Here is a 12,909-nt window from a genome sequence, read left to right as displayed (position 1 = left end):
CCACCGTCGGCGAAGAGCGCCCAGTACGGCATCGTAGAACCGCTCTGAACGCTGCTTCTTTCTCAGTGGCTAAATCATCGACCGTCCGATTGCCGTGACCGGCGCGCAGCAGCAACGAGGATGCGCGGCGGCCGAGCGACGGTGGGATCGACGACCTAGTGGTGTGCGAAGAGTTTGTCACTCGACCTCACGGCGACATGGCCGCCCGATTGCGACTGTCCCGAAACCGCTCCGCCGTACGCCTTTTCAGGGGTAGCTTCGTCGCCGCGCTCGGCGGCGACGGTTCGCAGGCTCTGACCGCTTTGCGATGCCGGTGCACCAACCGAAGGCTTGTAGAACGGGGCCGGTCCATAGCCGCTGGCGAACGCGGGTGCGGTGACGGACGCGGAAACTGCGACGAGCAGTGCAACGATGAGCTTGGTCTTCATGATGGGAATTCCCTCAAAGATGTTCAGTAAAGGGCACCTGCCCCGGGCCGAGACACGTGCCCTGACGGATTACGCCGTGACGATGTTGGTGCTGACCTCGATGTTGCCGCGCACCGACTTCGAGTACGGGCAGATCTGATGAGCCAGGTGCGCAATTTTCTCGACGACTTCCTTGTCCACACCGGGCACGCGGATGTCGAACTCGGCGCCGAGGAACCACGCGGCCCCGGTCTGCCCGATGTTCACCCGGATGTCCACGGAATAGTCGGGCGGCAGCGTGACCTTGTTCAGTTGGGCCGCCATGCCGAACACGGTGGTGTAGCAGGCCGACCAGGCGCCGGCAAACAGCTGCTCGGCTCGCGGGTGCGGTTCGGTGCCGATATAGTCGAGCGACTCGACGCCAGGCGCGGTTAGCTTCAAGTCATAGACGCCGTACTCGCCGCGCTGTGCAGCGGGGTCGCGATTGACCGTGGCGTGGGAGTTGCCTGCAGTGAGGACTTTTTCGATCTTTTCCATGATGGATTCCTGTGTGTATGGTGGTAACAAACGGGGTATCAAGCGGGTGTCAAGCGGGTGTCAAGCCGATTTGATTCCCGTGCGATTCAATCGTGTGCGACAGATAAGTCACGCTGTCACGACGTTCAGGCTGACCTCGATGTTGCCGTGCACGGCCTTCGAGTACGGGCAGATCTGGTGGGCGCGGTTCGCGATCGCCTCGACGACTTCCGCTGCCAGACCCGGCGCACGGATGGTGAACTGCGCGCCGAGACAGAACCCGTTGCCGACCGTGCCGATACTGACCTTGATGTCCACCGAATAGTCCGACGGCAGCGTGACCTTCCTCAGCGAGGCCGCAATTTCGAAGGCGCTGATGTAACAGGCTGACCATGCCCCGGCAAACATCTGCTCGGCTCGCGGGTGCAGCTCGGTGGCAATGAAATCGCGGCTTTCACCGTTGAGCGCCGAGAGCTTGAGGTCGAGCACGCCGTGCTCACCGCGCTGGAGCTCAGGGTCGTGATTGACCGTGGCGTGGGAGTTGCCTGAAAAGAGGACTTGATCGATCCGGGTCATGATGGGTTCCTGTGTGAATAAGGGGTTAAGCGGCTTAGATCGTATGCGATGTAATCGCTTGCGTCGAATAATGGACAAAGACGCGCCCGTTGTCAATCGCAAAAGATTTAATCGCATGCGATCAATCAATAGCGAAAACGAATGTTCACCCAGAGCCTCGCCGCACTTGACGGTATGAATATCATAGTTATATGCTGCGCCCATTGTCATATGCGACGCGTGAGAGCTCACGAATCGTCCGACATAAGCCATCCGGCGCTGGCTGCGCGACGCGATTGGCTGCTGCGCGGGAAAGGCGCGGCGCAACGGCTCGGTTAGCGAATGCAGCCTCGTTTCCACCACATCTCACGCGTACCGCGAGCTGGCGTGCATGTGACTCACCACGTGAAAGGAAGGACTATGAAGATCGAAGATGCTGTCGTTTTCGTGACGGGCGCGAACCGCGGGCTTGGCCTCGAGTTCGCGAAACAGGCGCTCCAACGAGGGGCGCGGAAGGTCTATGCGGGCGCCCGCGATCCAGCCAGCGTGACCTTGCCTGGAGTCGTCCCCGTCAAGCTCGACGTGACCGATCCGGCGGCCGTGGCCGCGGCTGCCGATGCGGCTCGCGACGTCACGCTGCTCATCAACAACGCGGGCATCGCGCGACTCGGCAGCCTGACGGACGACGGCGCGCTCGACGCGTTGCGCGATCACTTCGAAACCAATGTCTTTGGCATGTTGGCGATGTCACGTGCGTTCGCGGGGAACCTCGCCGTGAACGGCGGCGGCGCGATCCTGAACGTGCTGTCGGTCGCGAGCTGGGTGAACCGGCCGATTCTGTCTGCCTACGGCGTTTCGAAGTCGGCCGCGTGGGCTCTGACCAACGGCCTGCGCCAATCGCTGCGCGAGCAACGCACGCAGGTCATCGGGCTGCATGCTGGCTTTATCGATACGGATCTGGTGCGCGACCTGGAAGTTCCGAAGGCAACGCCGGCCGACGTCGTGCGCCAGGCGTATGAGGCTATCGAGGCAGGCTCGGAGGAAGTGTCCACCGACGAATTCACGCGGCAGGTGAAGGCTGGACTGTCGGTAGGCATCTATCTGAACGACTCGACGCCACGCTGATCGCGCGGAAGCGCTCTTGCCCAAAAAGCGGCAACCCCGCGCCGCATGGGTTGCCGCTTTTGCGTTCCGCAGCACTCACCTCTCGATCACCGCCCCGCCTGCGTCGATTGCCGCAACTTCGCCACCTCCGCCGCCCCAACCGCCGGCGCGCCGTTGTTCCAGCCCGCGCGCACGAAGCTCAGCACGTCGGCGATCTGCTTATCGTCGAGCACCGCCGCGAAGCCGGGCATCGGGAACGGCGACGGCACGCCGTTGATCACGAGATCGCCGGTGCCGTTCAGCGTCACGTTGATCAGCGACGATGCGTCCTTCGCGAGCACGTTCGGATTGCCGGCAAGCGGCGCGAGCATCGGCGCGAAGCCGCGTCCGTCGACACCGTGGCAATGCATGCAATACGCGGTATAGACGCGCGCGCCGGCATCGTTCGCGGGGCGATCGAGCGACACTTTCGTCGCCTGCGGATCGTACGTATAGGCCGCCGCGCCGTTGCCGCCGACCGGCGGCAACGACTTCAGATACGCCGACACCGCCGCGACGTCCTGATCGCTCAGCGCTTGCGTGCTGTTGTTGATCACGCTCGTCATCGCGCCGAACGCCGACGCATGGCGATTCGCGCCGGTCTTCAGGAACGTGCGCAGATCCTCGTCGCTCCAGCGGCCGAGCCCGCTGTTGTGCTCGCCGGTCAGGTTCGACGCGAACCAGCCGTCGAGCAGCGCGCCGCTCAGGAACGCGCTGCCGCTTTCGTCGAGCGCGCTTTCCTGGAACGCAACGCCGCGCGGCGTGTGACACGACCCGCAATGTCCGAGCCCTTGCACCAGATACGCGCCCCGATTCCACGCGACGTCCTTGCCCGGCTTGTCGCGATACGCGCCCTTCTGCAAAAACGCCATGTTCCAGAACATCAGCGGCCAGCGCATGTTCAGCGGCCACTTGATGTCGGACTCGCGATTCGCCTGCTGCACCGGTGCGACGCCGTGCATGAAGAACGCGTACAGCGCCTTCACGTCGTCATCGTTGACCTTCGCGTAGGACGGGTACGGCATCGCCGGATACAGGTTGTGCCCGTCTTTCGCGACCCCCTCGCGCAGCGCTCGCGCGAAGTCCGCTTCCGTGTAGCCGCCGATGCCGGTCTGCGCATCGGGCGTGATGTTGGTCACGTAGATGCGGCCCATCGGCGTGTTCATCGGCAGACCGCCAGCGAACGGCTTGCCTTTCGGCGCGGTGTGGCAAGCCGCGCAATCGCCGAGTTGAGCGAGATAGGCGCCGCGTTGCACGAGCGCTTGATCGGCTGCGCCGGCACCCGCCGGAGTCGCGGCATCAGCAGGCGCTTGCGCGAGCAACGGCAAGGCGACGCACAGCGCCGCGCCAAGACCCTTCAGCATGTTTTTCATGTCGGGCTCCTTGCGCGTTACGCGCTGTGCAGTTGACGGCCAACCGGCAACTGCCGCAGCCGCGTGCCGGTGGCCGCATAGATCGCATTGGTCAGCGCGGGCGCGAGCGCCGCGGTGCCGGGTTCGCCGATGCCGCCGGGCGCCTCGCCGCTCTTCACGAGATGCACGTCGATCGGCGGCGTCTCGTTGATGCGCAAAATCCGGTAGTCGGTGAAGTTGTTCTGCTCGACGCGGCCGTCCTTGATCGTGATCTCGCTGTACAGCGCCGCCGTGATGCCGAAGATGATGCCGCCCTGCACCTGCGCCTCGATCGTGTTCGGATTCACGTACATCCCGCAATCGACCGCGCAGTTCACGCGCTTGACCGTCACCTCGCCCTGCTCGACCGCGACCTCGACGACGATCGCGAAGAAGCTGCCGAACGCGTGCATCACCGAGATGCCGCGCCCTTGCCCCTTCGGCAGCGCGCTGCCCCAGTTGCCGGCCTGCGCGGCCACGTTCAGCACGTTCAGCGCGCGCGGCGATTTGCCGAGCAGATTGCGCCGGTACTGCACCGGATCGATCTTCGCGTGCGCGGCGAGCTCGTCGATGAAGCTCTCGACGACGAACGTGCCGCGCGTCGGCCCGACGCCGCGCCAGAACGCGGTGGGCACCGCGTGCGGTTCCACGCGCACGTAGTCGACCAGCTGGTTCGGCAGGTCGTACGGCAGATCGGCGGCGACTTCCACCGCGTCGGGGTCGAGCCCGTTCTTGAACGCGGGTGGCGCAAAGCGCGCCATGATCGACGAACCGGCAATGCGATGCTGCCACGCGATCGGTTTGCCATCCGCGTCCAGCCCGGCCGAGATCGTGTCGTAGTAGTACGGCCGGTACATGTCGTGCTGGATGTCTTCCTCGCGCGTCCACAGCACCTTGACCGGCGTCGACACCTGCTTGCCCACCTTCACGGCCTGCGTGACCATGTCGGTTTCGAGCCGCCGCCCGAAGCCGCCGCCTAGCAGATGGTTGTGCACGATGATCTTGTCGGCAGGCAAGCCCGTGACCGCGGCCGCCGCATCGACGACGCGCGTCGGCACCTGCGAGCCGAGCCAGATTTCGCACGCGTCGCCGCGCACGTGGACCGTGGCGTTGACCGGCTCCATCGTCGCGTGCGCGAGGAACGGCTGCTGGTAGACCGCGTCGACTCGCGACTTCGCATCGCCGAACGCGCGGCCGACGTCGCCGTCCTTGCGTGCCACCGCGCCGCCGTGTTGCGAGGCCGCCGCGAGATCGTCGACGATGCGCTTCATCGAGACCTGTGCGCCCGCGCCTTCGTTCCACTTGATATCGAGCGCCTGCAAACCGCGCTTCGCGGCCCAGGTATGGTCACCGATCACCGCGACCGCGTTGTCGAGCTTGATGACTTCGCGCATGCCGGGAATCTGCTTCGCATGCGCAGCGTCGACGCTCGCGAGCGTGCCGCCGAACACCGGGCAGTTCGCGATCGCCGCGTAGACCATGCCGGGCAAGCGCACGTCGAGGCCGAACTGCGCGGTGCCGTCGACTTTCTCCGGCGAATCGAGACGCTTCGCCGGCGTGCCGATCAGCTTGAAATCCTTCGGGTCTTTCAACGCCACGTTCTGCGGCGCGGGAAGCGCCGACGCCGCCTGCGCGAGCTGACCATAGCTCGCGCTGCGATTGCTGGCCGCGTGGATCACCTGCCCGCCTTGCGCATGGCAACTGGCCGGATCGACCTGCCACTGCTGCGCGGCCGCGTTGATCAGCATCGCGCGCGCAGTCGCGCCGGCGCGGCGCATCGGCTCCCACGCGAAGCGGATCGACGTCGAGCCGCCGGTCAACTGCCCGCCGAGCAGCGGGTCCATGAAGAGCTTTTCGTTGGGCGGCGCGTGATCGAGGGTGACCGAGTCGAGTGGGACTTCGAGTTCTTCGGCGATCAGCATCGGAATCGACGTATAGACGCCCTGACCCATCTCGACCTTCGGTATCACGAGCGAGACCTTGCCGGCGGTGTCGATCTGGATGAACGCGTTCGGCGCGAACACGCCGCTTTGCGGCGCCTCGTTCGCATCGCCGCCGATCACGCTCTTGCCCGACTTCTGATCCTGGCTCGCGGCCGGCATGCTGAAGCCGAGCAGCAGACCGCCGCCAGCCGCCGCGCCGACCGTCGCGCCGAATTTGAGGAACGTGCGCCGCGAGATGCCGTGTGCATGCCGCGTGTTGGTGTCGGTCGGCTGCGCGCCATTCTGCGCATCGAGCAATCCCTGGGACATGTCAGGCCCCCTTCGCAGCTTGCTTGATCGCCGCGCGCACGCGGTGATAGGTGCCGCAGCGGCAGATGTTGCCCGCCATCGCGGCGTCGATGTCGGCGTCGCTCGGATTGGGATTGCGCGCGAGCAGCGACGCCGCCGACATCACCTGCCCGGACTGACAGTAGCCGCACTGCACCACGTCGAGTTCACGCCAGGCCTGCTGCACTTTCTGGCCCGTGGGCGTGGCGCCGACCGCTTCGATCGTGACGACCTTGCGGTCGCCGACCGCCGCCGCCGGGAACACGCACGAACGCACCGCGACGCCATCGAGATGCACGGTGCACGCGCCGCATTGCGCGATGCCGCAGCCGAACTTGGTGCCGGTCAGCCCGACGAGATCGCGCAGCACCCACAGCAGGGGCATGTCGGGCGGGGCATCGACGGTATGCGTTTCGCCGTTGATATTGAGCGTTGTCATGAGCGGCTCCGGTGGGGATGTTGTCGTGGTCACGCGGTTTAGATCGCGACACCGCACCAGAGCGCGAACATGCGCCGTTTTGTTCGGCATGTCGCGCTAATCCGCGATGAAAAGCGGCCTGTGATCGAGCGGGTGTCGACAGAAAACCGGCCGATTGTAGTCGTGTCGAAAGAACTACGCTTTGGCGGTGCCAGGCGGCACATCGCATGCTATGCGGGGTGGATCGCATGTGCCGGCTGGGGCGATGCGTTACCATCGATGGATCGATCCGTCTCGCGACCCGCTGCATCGCATTGAGTGGTGTTGCGACGCGCGATTCCGTCGTGTCACCTCAGCCGCTGGAGCCGCCGATGAACGACCCGCAATGCATTCAATTCCTCACGGATGTTCGCCGACCATTGCTTGCGCTGCACAAGGCGATTCTCGATCACGAACGCGCCGTATACGAAAAGGAGTTCGGCCCGGTGACGCCGGCGGCATTCCTGCAGGTGCTGATCAACGGTTCGGGGTTTCGCTGGCTGACACCGCTTTCAACGGTGATCGCGAGCGTCGATGAGACTCTCGACGACGCGGAGGCCGAGGCCGGCGACCGTCTCGCGACGGCCGAGGCCGTGATCGGACTGTTCTCGCCCGAGCAACCGAACAACCACTTCCTGCCGCGTTATCTGCCGCTGTTGCAGGCCGATCCGGCGATCCTGCATTACCACGGCGAGGTATCGCGTTTGCTGCGCGCCGTGCAAACGAGCTAACGGCGATTCGCGCGGAGCACGGCGACGGCGCGTGCGCTGCTTGCCGGCTCCTGCATTTCCTCACCGTTGATAAGCGGCGGCACGTCGGTGTGGCATCGTCGATGGCCGGTACTTTTGCGTAAATTGAGCGAAATGCTCTGACGTGAAGGTACTTTGGCAACGATTTATCGACCGCCTGGAAGGCGCGGCCGACCAGATTACCTGGGTTAGCTGAATAAATTCAAGGTGAGCTTTTGCGGGAACGCCAAAGCTCAACTGCGCCCCTGCGGCAGGTAACGCAGCGGATCGACCGGCTTACCGTCGTGCCGCACTTCGAACCCGACCGACACACGCGAGTTGTTCTCGTCGCCCATCTCCGCGATCTGCTGCCCCTTGCGGACGATGTCGCCCATCTTGACCAGCAGCTTGCGGTTGTGCGAATACGCGGTCAGAAAATCCTTGTTGTGTTCGACGATGATCAGACTGCCGTAGCTGTTCAGTCCGGTGCCCGCGTACATCACCTTGCCGTCGGCGGCGGCTCGCACCGGATCGCCCGCTTTGCCGCCGATCTCGATGCCGCGTGTTTCGCCCGGCTGAAACGCTTCGACGACGCTGCCCGCGGCAGGCCACGCGAGCGTCACGCTGCTCGCATGCCGGCGGGTTTCCTGCGTGACCTGGCGGACTTCCGCGGCATCCGGAGCGGGTGCTGCGGACTGCGTCGAAGCTTGTGCCGACGTTGGCGCTGTCGCTTGTGAAGCACTGGGCGCCGCGGACCCCGCCGCCTTCGCGGCGGCCGCCGCATTGGCCGCCTTCACCGCGCGCACCGTCTCCGGCGACGCAACGTGCAGCACCTGCCCCGGCTTCAGCCGCGCCGACGCCTTCAGCCCGTTCCATGCCTGCAACTGCTTGACGCTGATGTGGTGACGCTGCGCGACCCGCGCGAGCGTGTCGCCGCGCCTGACCCGATACACGAGCGGCGGCGACTTTTTCAGCGGCACGTTATCGCTGGCATCGATCGACAGCGGCGCGGCTGCCGCCGCATCGCCAGACCCTGTCCCCGTCGCATTCGCCGCCGGCACGCCGGACGCTGCGCTGGTGCTGTTTGCCACATCGTTCTGCGCATTCGGCTGCCCGACGTTCGCGCAACCGCTGACGGCCAGCGCGACCCATGCGCCGGCGAGACCGGCCAGGATCGTTCTGTCGAAACGCTTTCTCATTCTGTCCGACTCCTGCTGTATAGATGCGCAAGCCGGATACGCCGCTGCCGCTGACAAGGCGCGCGATCTTCGGACGCGCGGCCTTCCCGACGACATGGCGAAGCTGCCTCGAAGGGCGCTCACTCCGTGCCTGCTTGCCGATCAAATTTCTGGCGGAATTCTAAAGTGCCGTTTAATAAAAACGCGCCGCGCCACACACTCTGATACAGACGTTACGAGCCGTGTTTCCGCGTTACGACGGCACGTGTTTCGGCACATCAACGACGCACACATCGCCGCTTCGCCGCGGCGCGTTCAGACTCGTTGACCTTCGGCTTATCGGCAGATGCGGGGGGAACTTGAATAGTCATCGGTCGAGGCGGAGAGCACAAAAAGCCAGCCTTCGAAATTCGAAGGCTGGCCGATCCGCGTTCGACGAGCAACGAACTAGAACTTATGCCGGATCGCCGCGCGCACGACGACCTGCTTCGACGTCGACGACGGCGACTGCGTGCCGGGGATGAATGCGAAATCGAGGATCGACAGTGTGGAATCGCCGGCGACCTGTTGATAGGCGCCCTGCAGATAGACGTCGGTGCGCTTGGACAGGTTGTAGTCGGCCATCAGCCCGAACGTATGGATGCGCGGCTTCACGCCGCCGTTCGATGCGTCGTAGGTTTCCATCGTGTACACGTACTGCGCGCCGACGAACAGCACCGGCGAAATCTGGTACTTGCCGTTGATCTCGAAGTTCTGGTACTTGAGCGAGTTCAGCAGCACGCCCGGCGGCGTGACGGGCACGAGTGGAACTAACGGCTCGATGCCGAGATAACCGTTTGCGGTCGGCTCCAGATAGTTCGAGTTGCTGTAGACGAAGCCCGCCGTCGCCGGTCCGAACGTATAGGTGATGCCGCCGCCGAACACGCGCATGCGCGTCGCGACGAAGCCGGCGTCGTTCGTGGCGACCGCGCCGTTCGCACTGCCGCCAGGATTGTCGGCCTGCAGATAGGCCGCCGCGACCAGCAGCCCGCCATACGTGTACTGGCCGCCGAAACTGTACGCGCGATTGTTGGCGAAGCTCGTGTCGTTGCTGAAGCTGTAGGTGCCGCCAAACTGGAAGCCCGAGATCGACGGGCTCGCGTACTTGACGGTGTTGTTCAGGCGGAACGTGTTGTCGGTGTTGTCGTTGTCGTACGGATGCGAGAACAGTTGACCGCCCCAATTGCCGTTGGCCGTTGTCTGCGCCAGATAATCGACGACCGAATCGTATTGTCGGCCAAACGTTAGGGTGCCGTACGCCTGCGAACTGAGTCCGACGAAAGCCTGGCGGCCGAACAGGCGGCCGCCCTGCCCGAGCCGCCCGGAATTCAGATCGAAACCATTCTCGAGCTGGAAGATCGCCTTCAGTCCACCCCCGAGATCCTCGGCGCCCTTCAGGCCCCAGCGGCTCCCCTGTGCAAGGCCGCTGGCGAGTTCATAAACATGGCCGTGGCCGACATTGTTCGTGTAGTTGATGCCTTCGTCGATCACGCCATACAGCGTGACGCTAGTCTGCGCGACGGCAGGCACGGCAAGAACGGAAGACGCAGCAACGGAGACAGCCAGCGCGAACACTTGCTTGTTCATGATGATCTCCCTGCACCTCGAGTGATAGGACAACTCGATCCGGCCGCTTTGTTCTCTTTGCTTTTTATTCTCATCACTTTCCCAGCAGTTCTGAGGACTGCTCCAATGGCTGCGCTTTCCAGAAATCCTCACATGACATCGTCCGGCCGTCCATGAGTGGATGCGCCAAGCATCGGGAATGTTGCTAATTCTCCACTGCGCGTTGTTTCCTCTTTTTTCGTAAGGTCGGTTCAGGTAAACGGCAGCCGCGGCTGCCGGTCTCACTGCGTGATTGTCATGAAAAGAAATATAATCCCCTGCCTCTGCTGCCATGCAACGGAACTCGATGCCGCAGCGCAGGTCCTCTTTACAGCCCGCTCACCCGCCACCTAGAAATGGCGGCCGAAGTCGGCGACGCGGACCACAGGCGACGCCAACCCGGATCGCCTTCCCGCCGCAGCACCCAATCCCATATTAGAAAGCCTTGTGAGACGCCCGCCGCGCTGGATCAGCGCGCCGTCGCACGGGGCTGCTTTTGACTCGAACAATGCCTGACAAGCCCTCCTCCCGCCTGATCGAACTGGACTTTTTCCGCGGACTGGTTCTGCTGATCATCGTGGTCGATCACATCGGCGGCAGCATTCTGTCGCGCGTGACGCTGCATGCGTACGCGCTGTGCGATGCCGCCGAAGTGTTCGTGTTCCTCGGCGGCTTCGCGACCGCCACCGCCTATGCGACGCTCGCCGAGCGGCGCAACGAGACGGTCGCGCGCGGCCGCTTCGTGCGCCGCTCGTTCGAGATCTATCGCGCGTTTCTCGTCACCGCCGGGCTGATGCTGCTGGTCAGCGCGGTGCTCACCGCATTCAGCATCGACGGGCCGAATCTCGCCACGACCGATCTCGACGACCTGATCGACACGCCGCTCGCCGCACTGCGCGACATCGTGCTGCTGCGCCGCCAGCCGTACCTCGCGTCGGTGCTGCCGATGTACGCTTTCTTCGCGCTGCTGGTCCCCGCAATCCTGCCGCTCGCGCGCAGCAAGCCGTGGCTGCTGGTCGCCGGCAGCGTCGCGCTGTGGGCCGGCGCGCCGGCGATCAACAAGTACCTGCCCGCCGCGCCCGACATGCACTGGGACTTCAACCCGTTCGCGTGGCAACTGTTGTTCGTGCTCGGCGTGCTCGCGCGCTGCCAGCCGGTGTATCAGCGAACCCGCGCGCATCGATCCGGCTGGCTCGTCAGCGTGCTGGCGTTCGCGGTGGTCGTGGGCGCCGCCTACTACAAGCTGGTTCTGCTGCACGCGCCCCTTCCCGGAAGCCTCAAGCAGAATCTGTCCTATCTGCGCGCGGGCAACTTCCTCGCGATCGCGTGGCTCGTCGCCAATCTGATCGAGCTCGGCTGGGCGAAGAAGGTCGCGGGGCGGCTGCCGTGGGTCGGCTTGATCGGCCGTCAGGGCTTGCTGTGCTTCATTGCCGGCGCGGTGATTTCGCTGGTGATCGACTCGGTGCTCTACGCGGCGACCGATGGTTACCTGAACTATCCGCTCGGACTGCTCGCCGATGCGGCCGCGGTTGGCGCGCTGTTTGCCGTCGCGCTGGGCGTGAAGCCGCTGAAGCGCTTCGTCGCGCGGTTCGTTGACGGGCGGCTGCGGACCTCGGGCTGAAGAACCTTGCGCGCATAAAGCGCCGTCCGCCTGTCCGCCACTTCCCATCTCAAATCTGGCGCCAATGCTGATAGGATGACGGCCGCGCGCGAATCCCGCGCCAGCCGGCCATCCTCACTGACATGCGTCGATTCCTCTGTTTCGCCCTCGCACTGCTTGCCTCCGCCGTCGGCGCGCCCGCGTTCGCGAGCACGCTCGCGAGCCGCAGCTTCCATTCCGATGCGCTCGGCCGCGACTGGAACTACACGATCTACCTGCCGGCCGGCTATCGCGCGGACGGTCCGCGCCTGCCGGTGCTCTACCTGCTGCACGGCAATAACGGCGACGCCAACGACTGGCTCGCGCAAGGTCATCTGCAGAGTGCCGCCGACACGCTGATCGAGCGCAAGGAGATTGCACCGGTCGTGATCGTGATGCCGCAAGGCGGCACGGACTGGTACGTCGACCGCAAGGAAAAGATGGAGAGCGCGTTCTTCGGCGATCTGCTGCCCGAGATCGAAACGCACTACGCGGTCGCGACGCAGCGCGGCGGCCGGATGATCGGCGGCGTATCGATGGGCGGCTTCGGCGCGCTGCGCTACGCGCTGACGCAGCCCGAGATGTTTTGCGGCGCGCTGCTGCTGAGTCCCGCGATCTACGCGAACGAGCCGCCGCGCGCGTCGGCGGCGCGGCGGGTCGGCGTGTTCGGCGAGCACCAGTTCGATCCGCGCATCTGGCACGAGCTCAACTACCCGGCGCAGTGGGACCGCTATATGAGCCAGCCGTATCGCCTGCCGATGTTCATCGCATCCGGCGACGACGACCTCGACATCCAGGCCGACGCGTCGATGCTGTACACCCGTCTGCGGCTGGCGGGCAATCCGGCGGCGCTGCGGATCATCGACGGCGGCCACACGTGGGACGTATGGAGCGCGCTGTTGCCAGCCGCGCTCAAATACACGCTCGGCTGCGTGAAGCCGCCGGCGCTGGAGCATCCGTCGAATCAGCGGCCTTGAGCCG

12 protein-coding genes are annotated in these 12,909 nt (G+C 64.7%); 4 read left to right on the top strand and 8 right to left on the bottom strand.

Annotated features, from left to right (window positions below; genetic code table 11):
* Positions 1–155: 155 nt before the first annotated feature.
* From G5S42_RS04800 to G5S42_RS04790, 3 genes are all read right to left on the bottom strand, one after another.
* Complete coding sequence (locus G5S42_RS04800) at positions 156–428, bottom strand: hypothetical protein (protein ID WP_176105764.1); 273 nt, start codon at positions 426–428, stop codon at positions 156–158.
* 69 nt (positions 429–497) lie between these two features.
* A complete protein-coding gene (locus G5S42_RS04795; protein WP_176105763.1) occupies positions 498–944 on the bottom strand; it encodes an Ohr family peroxiredoxin in 447 nt (148 codons plus the stop codon).
* Between the two features lie 108 nt (positions 945–1,052).
* Positions 1,053–1,499 carry an Ohr family peroxiredoxin gene (locus G5S42_RS04790; protein WP_176105762.1) on the bottom strand — a complete coding sequence of 149 codons (447 nt, stop codon included), beginning with the start codon at positions 1,497–1,499 and terminating at the stop codon, positions 1,053–1,055.
* Positions 1,500–1,898: 399 nt separating this feature from the next.
* Between G5S42_RS04790 and G5S42_RS04785 the strand changes: the two genes are divergently transcribed.
* Positions 1,899–2,603, top strand: coding sequence for an SDR family oxidoreductase (locus G5S42_RS04785; RefSeq protein ID WP_176105761.1), 705 nt, complete (start codon positions 1,899–1,901; stop codon positions 2,601–2,603).
* An 86-nt stretch (positions 2,604–2,689) separates the two neighbouring features.
* Here the strand turns inward: G5S42_RS04785 and G5S42_RS04780 are convergent, their stop codons facing one another.
* Genes G5S42_RS04780 through G5S42_RS04770 form a run of 3 tightly spaced genes read right to left on the bottom strand, consistent with a single transcriptional unit; the run spans position 2,690 to position 6,721 of the window.
* On the bottom strand, positions 2,690–3,994 hold the full coding sequence (locus tag G5S42_RS04780) for a c-type cytochrome (protein WP_176105760.1): 1,305 nt from the start codon (positions 3,992–3,994) through the stop codon (positions 2,690–2,692).
* A gap of 17 nt (positions 3,995–4,011) precedes the next feature.
* On the bottom strand, positions 4,012–6,264 hold the full coding sequence (locus G5S42_RS04775) for a xanthine dehydrogenase family protein molybdopterin-binding subunit (RefSeq protein WP_176105759.1): 2,253 nt from the start codon (positions 6,262–6,264) through the stop codon (positions 4,012–4,014).
* A 1-nt stretch (position 6,265) separates the two neighbouring features.
* Positions 6,266–6,721 (bottom strand): (2Fe-2S)-binding protein, encoded by a 456-nt coding sequence (locus tag G5S42_RS04770; RefSeq protein ID WP_176105758.1) that lies wholly within the window; start codon positions 6,719–6,721, stop codon positions 6,266–6,268.
* Between the two features lie 350 nt (positions 6,722–7,071).
* Between G5S42_RS04770 and G5S42_RS04765 the strand changes: the two genes are divergently transcribed.
* Positions 7,072–7,470, top strand: a complete 399-nt coding sequence (locus G5S42_RS04765) for a hypothetical protein (protein WP_176105757.1) — start codon at positions 7,072–7,074, stop codon at positions 7,468–7,470.
* Positions 7,471–7,721: 251 nt separating this feature from the next.
* On the opposite strand, the gene G5S42_RS04760 is transcribed toward G5S42_RS04765, so the two are convergent.
* A complete protein-coding gene (locus G5S42_RS04760) occupies positions 7,722–8,666 on the bottom strand; it encodes a peptidoglycan DD-metalloendopeptidase family protein (RefSeq protein ID WP_176105756.1) in 945 nt (314 codons plus the stop codon).
* A gap of 426 nt (positions 8,667–9,092) precedes the next feature.
* The gene (locus G5S42_RS04755) at positions 9,093–10,271 is read right to left on the bottom strand and encodes a porin (protein WP_176105755.1); all 1,179 of its coding nucleotides are present in this window, start codon (positions 10,269–10,271) and stop codon (positions 9,093–9,095) included.
* Positions 10,272–10,797: 526 nt separating this feature from the next.
* On the opposite strand from G5S42_RS04755, the gene G5S42_RS04750 reads away from it, so the two are divergent.
* Both G5S42_RS04750 and G5S42_RS04745 read left to right on the top strand, forming a co-directional pair.
* Entirely contained in the window at positions 10,798–11,910 is a 1,113-nt protein-coding gene (locus tag G5S42_RS04750; RefSeq protein ID WP_176105754.1) for an OpgC domain-containing protein, read from the top strand.
* 122 nt (positions 11,911–12,032) lie between these two features.
* Positions 12,033–12,905 carry an alpha/beta hydrolase gene (locus tag G5S42_RS04745; protein WP_176105753.1) on the top strand — a complete coding sequence of 291 codons (873 nt, stop codon included), beginning with the start codon at positions 12,033–12,035 and terminating at the stop codon, positions 12,903–12,905.
* Positions 12,906–12,909 lie beyond the last annotated feature (4 nt).

Origin of the sequence: Paraburkholderia youngii (assembly GCF_013366925.1) — a bacterium.
Classification (GTDB): Bacteria; Pseudomonadota; Gammaproteobacteria; order Burkholderiales; family Burkholderiaceae; genus Paraburkholderia; species Paraburkholderia youngii.
The sequence above is the reverse complement of the archived record's forward strand: the minus strand, read 5'-3'. Positions and strand labels throughout refer to the sequence as shown.